Origin of the sequence: Mucilaginibacter inviolabilis (assembly GCF_011089895.1) — a bacterium.
GTDB classification, from domain to species: domain Bacteria; phylum Bacteroidota; class Bacteroidia; order Sphingobacteriales; family Sphingobacteriaceae; genus Mucilaginibacter; species Mucilaginibacter inviolabilis.
Window position 1 is genome coordinate 514,775 of the sequence record NZ_JAANAT010000001.1, and the last position, 16,135, is coordinate 530,909.

General features: G+C 45.7%; 18 protein-coding genes. 14 read left to right on the forward strand and 4 right to left on the reverse strand.

All coding sequences use genetic code 11. The features are described from left to right. The first annotated feature begins 28 nt into the window (after positions 1–28). From G7092_RS01980 to G7092_RS01990, 3 genes are all read left to right on the forward strand, one after another. Entirely contained in the window at positions 29–757 is a 729-nt protein-coding gene (locus tag G7092_RS01980; RefSeq protein ID WP_166085686.1) for a DUF4099 domain-containing protein, read from the forward strand. Positions 758–851: 94 nt separating this feature from the next. After that, positions 852–2,870, forward strand: a complete 2,019-nt coding sequence (locus tag G7092_RS01985; protein WP_166085688.1) for a type IV secretion system DNA-binding domain-containing protein — start codon at positions 852–854, stop codon at positions 2,868–2,870. After that, positions 2,867–3,310, forward strand: a complete 444-nt coding sequence (locus G7092_RS01990) for a hypothetical protein (RefSeq protein ID WP_166085690.1) — start codon at positions 2,867–2,869, stop codon at positions 3,308–3,310. Before G7092_RS01985 ends, G7092_RS01990 begins: the two co-directional genes overlap by 4 nt. Before the next feature lie 34 nt (positions 3,311–3,344). On the opposite strand, the gene G7092_RS30580 is transcribed toward G7092_RS01990, so the two are convergent. After that, positions 3,345–3,557, reverse strand: a complete 213-nt coding sequence (locus G7092_RS30580; RefSeq protein ID WP_235953759.1) for a hypothetical protein — start codon at positions 3,555–3,557, stop codon at positions 3,345–3,347. Here G7092_RS30580 and G7092_RS30940 point away from each other — a divergent pair. From G7092_RS30940 to mgtA, 10 genes are all read left to right on the forward strand, one after another. Next, positions 3,462–3,737: a M23 family metallopeptidase gene (locus G7092_RS30940; RefSeq protein WP_369074285.1), complete on the forward strand. Its 276-nt coding sequence runs from the start codon at positions 3,462–3,464 to the stop codon at positions 3,735–3,737. The two genes, G7092_RS30580 and G7092_RS30940, sit on opposite strands and share 96 nt — an antisense overlap. Then, the gene (locus G7092_RS02000; protein ID WP_202985196.1) at positions 3,734–4,561 is read left to right on the forward strand and encodes a DNA-methyltransferase; all 828 of its coding nucleotides are present in this window, start codon (positions 3,734–3,736) and stop codon (positions 4,559–4,561) included. The genes G7092_RS30940 and G7092_RS02000 overlap by 4 nt, the downstream gene beginning before the upstream one ends. Then, positions 4,558–5,871, forward strand: a complete 1,314-nt coding sequence (locus G7092_RS02005) for an ArdC-like ssDNA-binding domain-containing protein (protein ID WP_166085695.1) — start codon at positions 4,558–4,560, stop codon at positions 5,869–5,871. The genes G7092_RS02000 and G7092_RS02005 overlap by 4 nt, the downstream gene beginning before the upstream one ends. Beyond that, positions 5,868–6,659, forward strand: a complete 792-nt coding sequence (locus G7092_RS02010) for a DUF4099 domain-containing protein (protein WP_166085697.1) — start codon at positions 5,868–5,870, stop codon at positions 6,657–6,659. Before G7092_RS02005 ends, G7092_RS02010 begins: the two co-directional genes overlap by 4 nt. Next, the gene (locus tag G7092_RS02015; protein ID WP_166085699.1) at positions 6,659–7,234 is read left to right on the forward strand and encodes a hypothetical protein; all 576 of its coding nucleotides are present in this window, start codon (positions 6,659–6,661) and stop codon (positions 7,232–7,234) included. The genes G7092_RS02010 and G7092_RS02015 overlap by 1 nt, the downstream gene beginning before the upstream one ends. After that, positions 7,231–7,698, forward strand: coding sequence for a PH domain-containing protein (locus tag G7092_RS02020; protein ID WP_166085701.1), 468 nt, complete (start codon positions 7,231–7,233; stop codon positions 7,696–7,698). The genes G7092_RS02015 and G7092_RS02020 overlap by 4 nt, the downstream gene beginning before the upstream one ends. Beyond that, positions 7,695–8,144: a PH domain-containing protein gene (locus tag G7092_RS02025; RefSeq protein WP_166085703.1), complete on the forward strand. Its 450-nt coding sequence runs from the start codon at positions 7,695–7,697 to the stop codon at positions 8,142–8,144. Before G7092_RS02020 ends, G7092_RS02025 begins: the two co-directional genes overlap by 4 nt. A gap of 1 nt (position 8,145) precedes the next feature. Further along, complete coding sequence (locus G7092_RS02030) at positions 8,146–8,862, forward strand: hypothetical protein (RefSeq protein ID WP_166085705.1); 717 nt, start codon at positions 8,146–8,148, stop codon at positions 8,860–8,862. A gap of 10 nt (positions 8,863–8,872) precedes the next feature. Next, positions 8,873–9,739 (forward strand): hypothetical protein, encoded by an 867-nt coding sequence (locus tag G7092_RS02035; RefSeq protein ID WP_166085707.1) that lies wholly within the window; start codon positions 8,873–8,875, stop codon positions 9,737–9,739. A 684-nt stretch (positions 9,740–10,423) separates the two neighbouring features. Beyond that, a complete protein-coding gene (gene mgtA / locus G7092_RS02040; RefSeq protein ID WP_166085709.1) occupies positions 10,424–12,973 on the forward strand; it encodes a magnesium-translocating P-type ATPase in 2,550 nt (849 codons plus the stop codon). Positions 12,974–13,028: 55 nt separating this feature from the next. Here mgtA and G7092_RS02045 read toward each other — a convergent pair whose 3' ends face one another. Further along, positions 13,029–13,580 (reverse strand): low affinity iron permease family protein, encoded by a 552-nt coding sequence (locus G7092_RS02045; RefSeq protein WP_166085711.1) that lies wholly within the window; start codon positions 13,578–13,580, stop codon positions 13,029–13,031. Positions 13,581–13,720: 140 nt separating this feature from the next. Here G7092_RS02045 and G7092_RS02050 point away from each other — a divergent pair, with 140 nt between their 5' ends. After that, positions 13,721–14,311 carry a hypothetical protein gene (locus G7092_RS02050; RefSeq protein ID WP_166085713.1) on the forward strand — a complete coding sequence of 197 codons (591 nt, stop codon included), beginning with the start codon at positions 13,721–13,723 and terminating at the stop codon, positions 14,309–14,311. Positions 14,312–14,596: 285 nt separating this feature from the next. On the opposite strand, the gene G7092_RS02055 is transcribed toward G7092_RS02050, so the two are convergent. Together G7092_RS02055 and G7092_RS02060 are read right to left on the reverse strand one after the other, a co-directional pair. Then, entirely contained in the window at positions 14,597–14,908 is a 312-nt protein-coding gene (locus tag G7092_RS02055) for a hypothetical protein (RefSeq protein WP_166085715.1), read from the reverse strand. 121 nt (positions 14,909–15,029) lie between these two features. Then, on the reverse strand, positions 15,030–15,686 hold the full coding sequence (locus G7092_RS02060; RefSeq protein ID WP_166085717.1) for a DUF6790 family protein: 657 nt from the start codon (positions 15,684–15,686) through the stop codon (positions 15,030–15,032). Positions 15,687–16,135: the final 449 nt, after the last annotated feature.

Below are 16,135 nucleotides of genomic sequence, written 5' to 3' on the forward strand. Positions count from 1 at the left end.
TGCGCTCTATGAATTAAGCGGCTCCGAAATGAGATCCCTTGGATTGTATGATCAATACGGCGATCTAACGATCGAACCGGAGGACCTGGAAGTATTGCTTTCCGGCCGCCGAACCTCCCTGATGCGTTTGCACGATCTCACATCCCATGGCATGAATATCGCACAAATGGACGCTAAATTATCATTGCACCGGGATGGAGACGGCCAGGCATTGATTCGTGTTCATCCCGTTTATCACAAACCGAAGCTGCCATTTGCAGGAGAAGATGATAGCATACAGGCCCTCTTGGATGGCAAACAATTGCATGTCCGTTACATGATGGCAACTGCTGTAGCGCCACCCGATGTGTCTAAGCAATTCGAGTATATCCTTGAATATGATGCCGAAACCCGTGAATTTATTTCTTATGCACCCGAAGATGTAGCAATCCCGGACCGTATCAACGGATTTGAACTAAGTTCCGCACAAAGGGCAGATTTCAGCCGGGCGATACCCCTAACTTTACCGGACGGAACCAGCCTGGTTTATAAAGCCACGGATAGCAACGGGTTATCGGCAAACCGGTCGTCTATTATTCTCTTTAAAGATACGGACGATGGTAAGCGTTATGAGTTGCTTGATGGCGTCAGGCCCATGCAAACTGCGCAAATCGCTGAGGAAAGCCAGGCTTTTCAGAAGGAATTTGACGCCATGAATGCAGAGATCCAACCCTCATTTGGTGAAACAGTAAAGATTTCAGGAAGAAAAGGGCGCTAAATCATTTCGGCATTCCTAAGCCGTCTTACCTGCCATTAAATCAATAATGCAGAAGAACGGCTGCCCTCATTTACAGCCGGTAAACCAAGTACTTATGGAAGAAACACGCGAACAGCAGAAGCTTCACGGCTTCCTGCAATGTCTGATCTATGTGATGGTCGCTCTTGAAGCGGCCATTTTCATTTATATCCGGGCGCCGATATGGGGAATTTTTCACCACGCGCTGTACCGGATCAGCCTGCTGCCTTTTTATCAAAACCTTGTTTTCAGCAAACTGGCCACTTTAGCCCTGATCTGCCTGGTCAGCATCGGTACTGTTGCCAAAAAAGAAGTCGATCTCGAACCCAAAAAACATATCGTTTACCCGCTCGTATTAGGGCTGCTGTTATTTTTCGGCAGCCTTTTTTGTTACGGGCGGGACGGTCCTTTGGCATTTGCTTACACCCGCTGGTGGGATCTGATCTATATGATCCTGTCGGCCGGCGGCGCTTTACTGACGAGTATCGCCATGGACAATATTTCCAAGCTGATACGCTCCGGTTTAGGTAAAGATGTCTGGAATGTAGAAGGCGAAAGTTTCCAGCAACCGGAAAAGCTGGAAGCAACGGATTATTCGGTGAACATCCCGATGCTGTTCTATTACAAGCGTAAAGTGCGCAGCGGCTGGATAAACCTGACCAACCCGTTCAGGGCAACGCTTTTGATCGGTACCCCAGGTTCGGGAAAGAGCTTCTCGATCGTGAATCCATTTATCCGGCAACTGACTGCCAAGGGGTTTTGCCTGGCGTTATACGATTTCAAGTTTCCCGACCTCGGTCAGATCGCCTATTATCACTACCTGCTTGCCAGGCAGCAAGGCAAACTGAAAGACTATGACTTCCATGTGGTAAACCTCAACGAGGTAGAAAAAAGCCGGCGCATTAATCCCTGGAAAAAAGAGTATATCCGTACACTGGCTGATGCCGGTGAAACTGCCGAAGCATTGGTAGAAGCCATGAAAAAAGGCGACAAATCGGGCGGTTCAGACCAGTTCTTTACCCAGTCCGCCATTAACTTTCTTTCTGCCTGTATCTATTTTATGAGCCGCTATGAGGAGGGTAAATATTCATCCTTCCCGCATGTCCTTGCCCTGCTAAACCGCAGCTATGAGGAAATATTTCAAACCTTGTTCAAGCAGGCAGAACTGGCCTCGCTGCTATCGCCTTTCGTTTCGGCATTTAAGAACAAGGCATTTGATCAGTTAGAGGGCCAGGTCGGCACATTGAAGATCTTTTTATCGCGGCTGGCCACGAAAGAGACGTATTGGGTTTTTTCCGGGGATGACTTCGACCTGAAGATATCGGATAAGGCGCATCCGGCTATGCTGGTTCTGGCCAACGACCCGGCGACGCAAAATATTAATTCCGCCTGTTATTCGGTCATTATCAACCGGCTGACCAAACTGATCAACAGCAAAGGGAACAAACCCTCGGCGCTGATTATCGACGAGTTGCCGACACTTTTCGTGCATAAGATTGAAAACCTGATTGCCACAGCCCGTTCCAATAAGGTTGCTGTACTGATGGGTTTACAGGAATTGCCGCAGTTTCAGCAGCAATATGGGAAGGAAACCGCTGCGACCATTACCTCGGTAACAGGTAATGTATTATCAGGCGCGGTTCGGAGCAAGGATACACTCGACTGGCTGGAAAAACTATTAGGACGTAATAAGCAAATCAGCGAAGGACTTTCCATCGACCGGAACAAAACTTCGACTTCCCTAAACGAAAAACTGGAAACACTTGTACCGGCGGGAAAGATTGCTACGCTGAATGCCGGCGAACTCGTCGGGGTGATCGCCGCTGATGTCAAAGAAAAATACACCGGCGATTATGAAACCTCATCGATCAATTGCCGGGTAAACCTCGACCTCGATGAACTTAAAAAAGAAGAAGCAGGCTACAGGCCGCTCCCCGTTTATTATGATTTTGGTGATCACAAAGAAGCAGTATTGACCGACAATTTCAAAAGGATCAACCGTGAGATCGCCCATATCATCCAAAAACACCAGCCGCCAAAAGTGAATACGCCAAAGGCTACGATGAAAGAGCAATTAAAAAATAACAGAAAATGAATCAAACAGATGACCTGACCGGTACCCTTGTACTGGTCCATCCTGAACTAACCGAAGACCCGGTTAACAAACAGGGCCAAATGGGCATGATCATGTTTGCGGAAACCGAAAAGGATGATATCTATGTCACCTTTGGCAAGAATGAGCGTGCTCTTTATAGCAGCGATGCCCTGCTTGTTTTCAAAAATCCAAATGCTATCTATAAGGAGGTCATGGCCAACACCAAAGAGATAGCAATTCCCGATCTGAAGGCTATGTACCGGATCGGAATGCTCCTTGAAAACGGAACCAGCAAAGGCGCTAAGGAAGCTATGCAGCTTGCCGTTGATAACCCCGGCATTCTGAACAAGGCGATGGAAACCTTGCAAAGTAAACTTAGCCTGGATATCGGAAATTCCGCTGAGCAGGAACAAACGAATGCACACAGTTATGGCCGTTAGACTCTGGGGGATTTTGCTGATGTGCAGCCTCCCTTTACGGCAAATTCGACTGACTTCCGGCTTCGGTTATCGGCTGCATCCCATTTATCACCGGATAAAATTGCACGCAGGGATCGACCTTGCAGCCCACCGAGATACCGTTTTTTCCGTATTGGATGGCGTCGTGCAAAGCTGCCGCTATAACCCTACGCTGGGCCTGTTTATAACCATAGATCACGGCAGCAGTCTGAACAGTATCTATGGCCATTTATCGCAATGGCTAGTCACCCCCGGCGATTCGGTGAACGCGGGCGAAGCGATAGGCATTACCGGTTCGACTGGTGTCGTAACAGGCGAGCATTTACACTTCGCCGTTAATTATGGAAGCCGCTGGCTTAATCCGCTGAAGTTTCTTTACTACACTATTTATCGGAATCCCGGACCGTGAAAAAGCTAAGCGAATTTTTAGGAAAAGTTACCGAAGGAGAATGCCTGGAAGTTATGGCGCAAATGCCGGATGCCTGTGTCGACATGGTATTGAGCGACCTGCCTTACGGAACTACACAAAATCCCTGGGATACGCCGATCAATATGCAGCAGCTATGGCTGCAATACCGTCGGTTATTAAAACCAAACGGGATAGTCGTTTTAACGGCACACGGCAGGTTTACCGGGGAATTGATCACGAGTAATCCCGACTGGTACCGTTATAAACTGGTTTGGATCAAATCCAAGGCACCAAATTTTCTGCAGGCGAACCGGCAGCCATTAAAAAAGCATGAAGATATCCTGCTATTCTATACCGGCAGACCTGTGTATCAACCGCAGATGACGCCAGGCAAGCCTTACAAAGCGCGAAGCCGTTTAACGAACAAAGGCGGTTGTTACGGTCCTTACAATGGGAAGATCAATCCTAACGCCGGCTGGCGTTATCCTACCGATGTTCTTTTCTATGAGCCGGAAGAAGATTGGATCTATTTCAAGACTGCGGAAAGCGAGGGTAAAGCCGTACATCCTTCGCAAAAACCCGTTGCACTTGGCCAATACCTGGTTCGAACTTTTTCACTGCCCGGCGCTGTCATCCTGGACAACGCCTGCGGCAGCGGCACCTTTCCGGTGGCTGCTATCCGTGAAGGGCGGCGGTTTATTGCCATAGAACAAAACCAGCATACCTATTACCTGAAAGATCAGCCTCTGGACCTGATCAAATATTGTCGCGCGAGGTTTGCGCAGGAACAATCTATTTACAAACAATCAAAACAAAAATTATGAGTGAACAATCAAATCAACAGACAGCGGCACGCCTGATCGAAAAAATGAACGACAGGCAAAGCCCTTTTGACCTTCCAGGCTTTGCAATGCCGGTGAATCCAACAACAGGAAAAGCCTACCGCGGCATGAATGCCCTTTGGCTGGCAATGCAGGGACCGAGAGATCCACGCTGGATGACCCTCAAACAGGCATCGAACAAGAACGGCTGGAAAGTACAGACAGGTTCTAAAGGAACGCTGATCAGCTTTGTGAAAACAACTGATCGTGTACAACTTTTGGATGATCAGGGCAGAACGCAACTAAATAGCCGCCGAAATCCTAAAACGGAACTGATCAAACTTGCAAACCCTGTAGAGACAGATGCATATGTATTTAATGCCTCCCAAATTGAGGGTATCCCTTCATTAAAGGAATATGAAGAACGTAGGGAGGCATCAAGACCTGATCCATTGGAACAACTGAGCAAACTGGTCGAACTGACTAATGCCAAAGTGGAAGTCACTACCGGGGAGCCGGGTTATGACGCGGGCGACCGTATCATTTACATGCCGGAACCTGACAGCTTTGGAACGCCACGTGAATATCAGGCAGCTTTGTTATACGAAGTGGTAAAATTTGCAGGCCAGGATAAGGAACTTTTTGATCCATTGGATATCTCTGCTGCAGAGCAGGCCAAACCTGCGCTGGCAGCCCTCTTTATCGGTAACGATATTGGTGTATACTCCCAACTGGCACCACAGATTAACCTGGAGGACGTTTATCAAACGGCATTGAATATGCCGGGTGAACTCGAAAAGGCGGCCAATAATGCCCAGTATATTACCGATTATTTGCATGGCCTGATCAATTCGCCTGAGCAGCGCCAGGCTGCGAGGCAGGACCGCATACTCATTGTAGGTGACGTGATCGACTATAACGAAAAACAATATGAGGTGATGGGCAAACTGCGCGGCAAAGACTTGCAAGTGATGGATAAGTCTACCGGTAACCGTTTTAAGGCAAGTCCCGGAGACGGCATCTACGCCTCACTTTTGAGCGCAAAAATTGAAGGCTTGAAAACCCAGCGTGATCAAACGAAAGAGCAGGGAGCATCTGAAAACATCGATCAGGAGCACGACAACAGCATGCAATATGAGCATGAGAACGAGTTGGAAAATGAGGCCGACAACGTAGTTAGCTTCAGACAGCATGACGAAACCGGATTAGACGAAGACAACGTTTTGGATTTTAGCGAGGAGTACGAAGAAACCCCTGAACTGAACCTTAACGAGGACGCCGGTGAAAAACAAAAAAGCGGGAGGAAACGGTGAATAACGAAGTCTTCAATGAGGTTGATCTGCCATTGGAAGATCTGTCGGCGATTGGCCTCATAGCTGAAGGGCGGATTAAATTGGAAGAAGCCGACCGTAAAGCCCTCCTGTCCGGACGCCGCACCCAAATGCTTAAGTTGGAAAACCTCGAATATGCCGATATAAAGATCGCTTCACTGAATGCGAAAATTTCATTGGTGCCAGGGGTTGACGGTAAACCGGAATTGATGATTCATCCTACTTACCTGCGCAGCACGGCACCCGAATACCTGTCTGAAAAAGAAGCCTGGGCACTGGAAACCGGCGACCAGTTAACCCTCGAAAAGGAAATCGTCGACGGCAACGGCAAGAAAAAACGTGTGCTCATAGAGTTCGACCCGGAAACAAATCAATTTCTGGAAACCGACGAAGAAAAGGTTCAGGCACCGGATGAGATCAATGGTCACCCGCTGACACCGGAGCAGAAAGCCAAATTTAGCCGCGGTAAAGAAGTCGAGGTACCTGATGGTACCAAAGTTCAGTACACAGCCACCAACCGCAACGGCATACGTTCAAACCGCCTCATGCTGATTGCGTCCATTGTTTTCGACGGCGGCATATCCTACCTGTTATTCCATGGCATTAAGGCGCTCGTGGGACAGAAACATGATGCTGCTTCTTCAGAATTAAGCGAGGGCTATAAGGAAACTGTTCAGAAAATGCAGGAACAGCAGGGAAAGGAACCTGCGCCGGTGCTTGACCTGAGCGGTGACACGAAAATGCGGACCTTTAACCGCCGGTCACGTTAATGGCTTTCCTATTAAATAAGCTGGGCGTTCCACGGAACGTCCGGCTTTTTTTTGAGCCCTTTTATCAGGTTCTTACAGATGGCAGTATTTTGTTTGCCTTTGGGGACGACTTCGAGCATGTGGGCATAAATTATCACCGGGTTCCGATAGCAGTAAATCCCTGGATCGCAGGCAGCGGCCCGCTGGTTTTTATCAGTTTTTCAGCCATCGAAGCCATTTCATTTCTAAGTTGTCATGCCCATTCCTTTCCTGATCTGACGCTGTTACAATTTATTGCTGTTGGCTGTCACTGGAATAATTTTTCTCATAGTCAGGGAAAGATCACCTTACTATTTGGTCAGGATATTCTCGGCCGGCTGTCAGATATTAAAGTATCGACGGCACTCCGGAACAAGCAAGCAGCAATCAGGTATCGCGACGACGGCAGATTTGTGATAGAAGGACACACTTTTTCAGAAGAACAACTGACCTTAAATGCATTTGAAAAAACAAAGGGCATCCGCTCCGGAATCCGGACACAAAAGCCCCGGCACTTCAACACTTTTTTTGAACAATTAAAACAGCAAAACTTATGACACTGATCTCTTTTCAACATTCGATCAAATACATATACCTGCAATTAACACCCTATACGATACTCACCATTGCGTCGGGGTATATGGCTTATAGTATAAATCTACTATGGTTAATGGTCTATTTAATCCTTTCCGGCCTATTGATATGGCGGCTTATTGCCCTGACCTCTGTTCAGTATTTTTTCACCCATGATATGCTGGTGATCAGCAAGGGCGTAATTTTTAAAACAGCAGAATGCCGCGCACTTTGGCAGCTTAAAGGTATTGAAGTAAGGAATAACCGTTTGCTGGGTTCCTTAGGTATTTCGCATATCAATTGCGGACAGGAAGGCCCACCGGCAGATCGCATCAGGATCATTGGTGTAGATAACGCTACCATGACCAAGGTATTTGACCAACTGAATGAAGCCATTGACATTCATCTGGAAATATGGCGCAAGCATTTTCAAACTGCAAAAGCATGAATACGATCACCATCCGCCCATCAGCGATTTACGCCTTATTAATGGTCTTTCCTATTAACCTGCTTGCACTGTTTTTTTTGGGCCTTGCTTACCGCCTTTTGCCCGCATCTATTTTGATTAGCGTGTTTTGCAGTACAATAGCGTTTTACCGTTACTGGAAAATCCGTAAGATAGTTTATACGGTCGATGCAGAAGTGCTGCACATCGCCACGGGAATCTTTTTGCGGCGTACGGACAGCCTCGAATTATACCGTGTGAAGGACTATATTATTACCCGCAATCTGCTCTTACAACTGTTAGGACTGATGAATCTAACCTTATTAACCACCGATTTAACGAACCCGGTAACTATTTTAAAGGGTATTCCAAAATCCGATCTTCCGGATATCATTCGTGAACGCGTTCAGCGTGCCCGCCAAAACAGTAAGATCGTAGAACTCAACTGATATGCATATTTTAGTCATGGACAACCGTCCCTTTATCATCGATACTGATAAACAGGAACTCAGACAGTATAACCGTCCGGATAATACTATTGCCATGGATGCCTTGGGCTATTCTTTAACTAAGAACTTTTTTAGGGCTGAAATCAACGGCAGTGACTTTAAAATTCCGGTGAAACTCTTACTTAACCCTGGCGGGATCTCCGCGATTTTGCGCACCAGTATCAACCTGCGCAGTCATGATGAAAAATGGGGCATCTATTTCGGTGATGAAGCAACCGCCCGCAGGCTCTCGGGGGAATTGCCGCATATCGATATCGCCGGAACTGACTTTACCGTTGACTGGCGGCTGCGCGAAATGCGCGAAACAGCCGAACCCTGGAAACATATCAGCTTTAAAGATCTCGATATGTCGGAAGATGGTTTAAATTATGTATTCTTTTATGATACCGGGGAACATAACGTCTTTGATTTTAATGAAACGGTAACCGAAATGCCTGATAATGTCATTATTGCCGAGATCCCTAATGAATACGGCCTTGACCCGGTAGCACTGGCCCGCGAATGCGGGTTGGGTGAAGCAGGATTGCTTGCACATAGCCCCGTGACGCTTAAGCATTCAGCCAATCTTAAACCCATAACGGGTATTGGTCTCGAAGAATTTATTGAAGAAAATAAAGCGCGCTTACGTCAGGATTCAGGACGTAGGCGCGGACGTTAAATCAATTTTCATGGCAAATCTTTGCTGCAACTCCGTAACCTTTCGTGGTCCGGAAAATAGCTTAAAACGGATGCGCAGCTGTTTTTCCGAACTGGCATCGCAAGGCTTTGGCCTGCCTTCCTTCGTCGGGAAAGAATGTGGTGTTTTCTTTGATCTGAGCCAAAAAGATAATATCATCAACTATCGCAGCCGTTATGATCCGAACTTAAACGCCGTTGCTCAAACCGCCGAATATTTCGGCCTGGACTATACGCACAATTTTCATGAAATCAATATGGGTATCATGGGTGAAGCGACCCGCATAAAGGGAGAATATGGTATTACCCGCCTGATAGAGCAGGATATAAGCCTTGGCCTATTTGATGCTGCCTGCGATCATTTTGCTTATAACGGTCAATTTTATGATACGATCTATGATCTGATGCCGGTACTTCTGGATGAAAAAAAAGTCAAGGCCAGCAGCAAGGCGGTAAAGGAACGGATCGGCGGCAAATTACCGCACATTGATATTGCTGGAAATGACTTCACCATAGATTGGGAGGCCAGAAAACTCATTGAAACAAATGTTCCAGATAATTATCTGGAAATTAACCGTGCAGTATCAGATAAAAACGGAGCGGAACCGTTTTATTTATTTGACCGCCATACCCATAAATTTGTAAATGTTTCTTACGATGCCGCGAAATTAACACCGCAAATTTGCATAATTGATCTTCCCGATATGACGCAACTTGATCCGGTAGGCCTCGCCCGGCAATCAGGCTTTTACGATACCGATTTTTTGTTAGTTTATCCTTACCTGGAGTATCAGATCGCACCTGTACTGGAAATTTCAGAAATATTAAACTACAAGAATACGAGGCAACGCGACAGCTAACTATTTAGCTAGGTCCGGATTGGCAGTTGATTTCGGCGGAACTTAACCGCTTTTATACTTACTCTGGGACACTGTATGGCCTGTTGCGAACAACGGGCCATATGTCCAAATCCTGCCTCCTAAAAACCACTGCCTGCTCTATGCCGGCGCTATATATTTCCCACCTTCGTCAAACTACGGCTTGTCTTATTTCCCAAGCATGCTATCTCTTCCCACATCTGTTAAATTCACCTGTAATCACAAAATATCCAAAGATTTATTCATATACGCTAACATCCAAGCCAATAATTAATTTGGCTGTCATTGTCAAATTTCATTAATTACGTCAGGAGCATTGTGCATATTTTTTAATAATCGATTTGTTTTCAAATTTGTCCAAGGTTAATTTCAGCATAACCAAATGAACATAACTATCGCACTTTTCCACCAACCGAGGATCAAATTATCTACTTTTTAATACCAAATGACCTTCATCATTTGTTAGCAATTCAACGAAGGGTAAATTTGCTATAGGACAATGGGCGATCTTATTGATCAGATATAAATTGAACCATAATAAAAGAATATTATGGTTATAATGAAATGCTCATGGTCAAAATAAAGCCTGTATAATGATTGCAGGACAAATGATGTGAATGAAAATACATTCATACCATTCAAAAAGCCCGAAAAAACGAAATGCAAATGGAAAAAATATTGGAGCCCTCCCTTAATTTCTGGAGCATGACCAAAGAACAGGCCATTGCGCAGTTGGCGACTGATGGCAATGGTCTTAATGACGATGACGCTGTCGCCAGGCTGGCACAGTACGGACTGAACAGCATTATTGTAGGTCCAAGCTCGTCACTGTTCCTGCTATTTCTGTCACAGTTCAAAAGTCCGATTACGATCATGTTAATCATTGCGGCTTTGCTATCCGCAGTTTTAGGCGATGTGCCCGATACGATTATCATCCTGGTTATTATTCTGATCAGCAGTTTTTTGGGTTTCTGGCAGGAAAAAGGCGCAGCCAATGCTGTAGCAGCCTTGTTGAAAATGGTGCAGCTGCATTGCGATGCTTTGAGGAATGGCCAGAAAAAAAGTATACCGGTAGAGCAGGCAGTTCCCGGCGATGTCATTATCTTATCCGCAGGTGACATTATACCAGGTGACGGCCTTATTCTTAATTCCCAAGAGCTATTTGTGGACGAGGCCGCATTTACCGGCGAAACTTATCCGGTGGAAAAAAAACCGGGTATTGTCGCCACGGAAACACCGCTGGCAAGAAGAACCAATGCTGTCTTCATGGGCAGTCACGTGATCAGTGGTAAAGCAAATGTACTGGTTGTTAAGACCGGTAAGGATACAGAGTTTGGCAAAATATCGGCCGGACTACAGGCGAAGGCCCCTGAAACGGATTTTGAAAAAGGTATACGCAAATTCGGTTATATGCTGATGGAGATCACATTGATACTGGTGATCTTAATTTTTGGCATCAATGTATTTCTTCATAAACCGGTACTCGACTCATTTTTGTTTTCGCTTGCCTTGGCCGTAGGCTTGACACCGCAATTGCTACCTGCCATTATCAGCGTTAACCTATCCTCGGGTGCACGGCGGATGGCCGATCAGAAGGTTATCGTTAAACGACTTTCATCTATAGAGAATTTCGGTAGTATGGATATCCTGTGTTCCGATAAAACCGGCACCATCACCGAGGGTAAAGTAACCGTGAAGGACACCTTAGACAGCAGCGGCAGGCACAGCAGCAAAGTATTTGAATATGCCTGGCTCAACGCCTCGCTGCAGCAAGGCTTCCGTAATCCTATTGATGAAGCGATATGCAGCTCCTATGACGGTAATTCAACTGCATACGTGGTGCAGACAGAAATACCTTACGATTTCATTCGCAAACGACTGACCGTACAGGTAAAACGTGAAAAAGAAAGCCTGGCCATCACCAAAGGCGCGCTTGAAATAATTTTATCTATTTGTAATCAGGTAGAAGGAACAGACGGAAAGATGCTGGATCTGGCGGGGGCTAAAACAGCGGTGTTGCAGCAATACCGGCAATTAAGCGAGGCTGGTTTCAGGACCTTAGGGGTAGCTTATAAGCATACCGATCTCTCAACGAATTTCACCAAAGAGGATGAGCAGGGAATGACTTTTCTGGGTTTTATTACCTTTTTCGATCCGCCAAAAGCCAACGTAGCCGCCATCCTGAACCGCATGACAGAATTGGGCGTACAACTGAAGATCATTACCGGCGACAATGCACTAGTGGCTAAAAGCCTTGCGTCGCAGATCGGCGTGGAACAACCGCGGATATTAACAGGGGCTGCAATGCGAAAGATGAGCAACGCTGCACTCCTGCACCAAGCACCCTTAACAGACGTTTTCGCCGAAGTTGAGCCTAATCAAAAAGAACAGATCATTACGCTACTTAAAAAGGCGGGGAATGTAGTCGGATTTATGGGTGACGGGATAAACGATGCACCGGCCCTGCATATGGCGGATGTAGGCATATCAGTTAATACAGCAGTAGACGTAGCTAAAGAAGCCGCTGATATCGTTTTATTGAGCCAGGACCTCGGCGTTTTAACCGGGGGTATTGTTGAAGGCCGTAAAACGTTTACTAACACAATGAAATATATATTTATGGCAACTAGCGCCAATTTTGGCAATATGTTCAGCATGGCCGGAGCATCTTTGTTTTTGAGGTTTCTGCCGCTATTGCCAAAACAAATTCTACTCACCAATCTGCTAACCGATTTTCCGGAAATGGCTATAGCTACGGACCGTGTAGATGAGAGCAATATTCAGTCACCTCAGCGCTGGGATTTGAAGTTCATCAAGCGCTTTATGGTCACTTTTGGCTTGCTTAGCTCGGTCTTTGACTACCTCACATTCGGAGTACTGCTTTATATTTTCCGCGCCAGTGAAATCACCTTTCAAACCGGTTGGTTTGTTGAATCCGTGGTATCCGCCACATTGATAGTGCTGGTCGTACGAACAAAGTTACCGTTTTTTAAAAGCCTGCCGGGCAAATATCTGACTATTGCTACGGTACTCATCCTGTTACTGGTCCTCACTTTACCATTAACGCCATTAGCAGTCTGGTTCGGTTTTACCCCTTTGCCAATTACATTTTATGGCTGGATACTGTTGATCATCATCCTATACCTGGGCACGGCAGAACTTACTAAACGATGGTTCTATCGCAAGATGACTTCGGCTGTTCATAATCATCATTAACCGTTAAGATTGTTCGAAGTTTAACAAAGACCTTTTACGATTGATAAATCATTTATCAATGTTTTTGAACACGCGACGAAGTATTTTTTTTGATTTTTGTCGTCGTCGGCACATCTTTTTCCGTCGGCTGTCCGGAACGGGCAGTTGCATAGCTCAAACGTTTCTGATAATGGCCTTGCTTGATCTGATGATTCTCCTCCGCAGCATCTATCGAATGGGTACAGGTAATATCGTCTTCCTTCACAGCCAAGCGGGAAAGTTCTGCATAGAATTTACGTAGTTGATCCAATTCACCTTCGCTCAGCTCCTCCAAACCAACCATCCGGTTGCTGCTGCCTTCGTGAGAGGCCAATAATTCGTTTAGTTTCAGGTGGATCGCTTTGGAGTCCTTGTTCTGCGACTTTTGAATCAGAAAGACCATGAGAAACGTAACGATAGTGGTACCGGTATTGATAACCAGCTGCCATGTTTCAGAATATTTGGCTACAGGGCCCATTGCTGCCCAGATGATAACTGTCAAGGCTGCGATAACAAAGGCCGCTGAGCTACCGGTGGCGTTGGTCGCCCAGTTGGCGAAACGCTCGAAAAGATTTTTCTTTTTGTTCATGATTCCATAATTTAACATAAAAGCGATCTAATCCTAAAATGTTTGAAACCACTGACCATTCAGACTGTTATCAGTGAAATTTCACTATGAACCGTTTGCAATACCCCTTGTTTCCCCCTTTCTTATTGATAATCCTTACTATGCTAACTGTTAATTCGGCTGCACAAAATATACCGGCCGCAGCTAAACCGCTGCTTGTCGGCCATGTGCAGCGCGATACAGTGACGGAAAAAGATACCACTAAAGAAAATCAGGAGCCGCAATACTTTTATCTATCTTTCAATGCGAATATCTTCGTAAATGCCAAGGGTGGTTTTGAACAGCGCTTTTCTCCTGCAATCGAGTTTGGCCGCACCTTTGGAATATTCGATATCGGCTTGGCAACCGGCCGTCTAAGCTCCATAGATCACGGGCCGGACACTTCCCGTTTTATCGAATTCCGTCCAACGATAAACGTTTTCTCAAAAGGCAGGTTTGCCGAAGCACTTTGCCTGGGCGGGGGATATGTTTTTAAGGCCAAACAAGGAATGATGACCGAAATCTGCAATAGCATTAACTTTAACGTTACTGAGGTAGTTGCTGTTGCGGTTCAACAGGGATATTTGTTCTTTGACGGCACGAACGACCACCGTAATGAACAGTATATGGGGTTTACCTTAACTTATAATTTCCTACGCAAACATAGTGTGAACATGCGCCGTAAGCGCAAAGCTATCGTTAACGACAACTGACATAGGTAATCCGGTTCAATTCCTTATAAGTTGCTGTAGTAAAAAGCGCAAACATCCCTGAAACAAAACTATCAATTTCCGGGACAGTGCGACCCCTTCTATCTGCTACTTTTCTTCGGCGCAATACAGGAATATCCGCGGTAGTCAATAAGGTAAAATTCACTTAACCTGCCAGCTTCACATACTGCCGGAAGTCGCTCTGACTTATAAGGCAATTAATCCTGATAACATCTGCATTGAACAATCATTTACAATAAATCTTAACGGTATGATTTCCGGGTTTTTCTATGCTGAATTACCTCGATCAGATTTGAACTCCGTTGAGATAGTGATGCCGTGCGCTGATATGAGTTCGAAGAGATCATGTTCAAAAAAATGTTCGTCCAGCAGATTTTGCTGTTCTTGGTCTTCCCCGACGAGTTCGCGCAGTTTGACGCGGGCCTGTTCCATCAGTTGAAAATGGTCCAGCAGTAAAATAAGCAGCAGTTCTTGTCTGCAGCATCCGTCCCGGACGATCTGTTGCAATTGAATAGTGATGTGACCAAGCTTGGCATTTAATTCCGCTAATTCTTCTTGTAAACGTTCAGTTTGACCCATATGCAAGTATACTAATTTTCAAGGGAAATGACAGGTTTGCTGGCCTTGCGTAAAGGCCTATACCGCTGCGCTACGAAGTTTGGTGTGACCGAGTTTTTAGAACATCAACCGGTCCGGTGGTTTATGTAAGCTGCACGAACTGAATTGCTAAAAGGGCAAAGACCAGCAGATCGGTATATAAAGCAAATTTCTCATTGACACTGGCGGGGGTTTTAACGAGATGCATTACGCCGGCAAGACCATAATAGAGGCCGCTGCTGAATGCGCTAACGATCCGCCAGGCGGGTATGAAGAAAGCGGCGATGGCTACAAGGCCGGTACAAATATTGGAGAAGCCAAGTTCGCGGATTACGGGATAACTTTCGGTACCTTTCATATGGAAAATTACTTTAGCGGTAAACGCCGGTTTGCTGACCTGCCGGATACCGGCCAGGAGAAGCCGGCAGCCAGAAGCGTAAAAAAGAAACCATTTTGCCCAGCCTGTGTAAGAAATCGGGGTGTGATGAAATGCCTGCTCCACACCATAAGAGAGAATGGGTAACACAAAAATCAGTAAAGATACGCTGATCACGTAAGTTTTATTGATAGGCTCGTTCGAAATAGTGGTCATGCGCGGAAGTTTATGACAAATATGAGCAAAAGCCAATAAATATTTATGTTCAATTATTCCTCCGCCGGAAAGCTCTCTTTTGGTCTTTAGTTGGAAAGTCAGCTTTTTCACCAATTCTCCTTCGCGCAGAACGATCAATAGCGGTGATAGCCTTTTGCGGATCTTCATAACTGTGACCGTCGACAAAAACGATATTAATGTAATAGGCTTGACGGAAATATGTGACGATCTTCCCAGCCTGTTCTGCATGTTTGAGTACCTGTAGGAGTTGTTTTGCCTGCATTACTTTGCCTTATTATTTCGCCGTCATCTATATACAGTCATTAGAATTTACCGCGATGTCTTTTATTTAACAACTATAGGTTGTATTTATTGTTCCATTAAAAAAACATCGTAAGATGTTATGAACAGTTCATGTATCGGTTATATGATTTTGGCAGTAAGGTGAAACAATACCTCTGTATAAAAGGATTCGTAAAGTATGCTGTTGGTACTGGAGACTTAGCCTGTGGTGATGCCGAGAATCTTAGCTGTGAAACGGAGACCATTTTACCAGATGCTTTCATATTCCATAGATTGCCAATTTTATTCCTGCGAAACAGCCGGCAGAGAACCAG

Bases quoted from the DNA above. Each gene is read 5' to 3' on its own strand.
- G7092_RS01985 (WP_166085688.1), top strand. From the start codon at position 852: ATGGAAGAAACACGCGAACAGCAGAAGCTTCACGGCTTCCTGCAATGT.
- G7092_RS30580 (WP_235953759.1), bottom strand. From the start codon at position 3,557: ATGGCCATAGATACTGTTCAGACTGCTGCCGTGATCTATGGTTATAAA.
- G7092_RS02055 (WP_166085715.1), bottom strand. From the start codon at position 14,908: ATGGGTCAAACTGAACGTTTACAAGAAGAATTAGCGGAATTAAATGCC.
- G7092_RS01990 (WP_166085690.1), top strand. From the start codon at position 2,867: ATGAATCAAACAGATGACCTGACCGGTACCCTTGTACTGGTCCATCCT.
- G7092_RS02045 (WP_166085711.1), bottom strand. From the start codon at position 13,580: ATGAACAAAAAGAAAAATCTTTTCGAGCGTTTCGCCAACTGGGCGACC.
- G7092_RS02060 (WP_166085717.1), bottom strand. From the start codon at position 15,686: ATGAAGATCCGCAAAAGGCTATCACCGCTATTGATCGTTCTGCGCGAA.
- G7092_RS02030 (WP_166085705.1), top strand. From the start codon at position 8,146: ATGCATATTTTAGTCATGGACAACCGTCCCTTTATCATCGATACTGAT.
- G7092_RS01980 (WP_166085686.1), top strand. From the start codon at position 29: ATGAGATCCCTTGGATTGTATGATCAATACGGCGATCTAACGATCGAA.
- G7092_RS02015 (WP_166085699.1), top strand. From the start codon at position 6,659: ATGGCTTTCCTATTAAATAAGCTGGGCGTTCCACGGAACGTCCGGCTT.
- mgtA (WP_166085709.1), top strand. From the start codon at position 10,424: ATGGAAAAAATATTGGAGCCCTCCCTTAATTTCTGGAGCATGACCAAA.
- G7092_RS02005 (WP_166085695.1), top strand. From the start codon at position 4,558: ATGAGTGAACAATCAAATCAACAGACAGCGGCACGCCTGATCGAAAAA.
- G7092_RS02025 (WP_166085703.1), top strand. From the start codon at position 7,695: ATGAATACGATCACCATCCGCCCATCAGCGATTTACGCCTTATTAATG.
- G7092_RS02020 (WP_166085701.1), top strand. From the start codon at position 7,231: ATGACACTGATCTCTTTTCAACATTCGATCAAATACATATACCTGCAA.
- G7092_RS02050 (WP_166085713.1), top strand. From the start codon at position 13,721: ATGCTAACTGTTAATTCGGCTGCACAAAATATACCGGCCGCAGCTAAA.
- G7092_RS02035 (WP_166085707.1), top strand. From the start codon at position 8,873: ATGGCAAATCTTTGCTGCAACTCCGTAACCTTTCGTGGTCCGGAAAAT.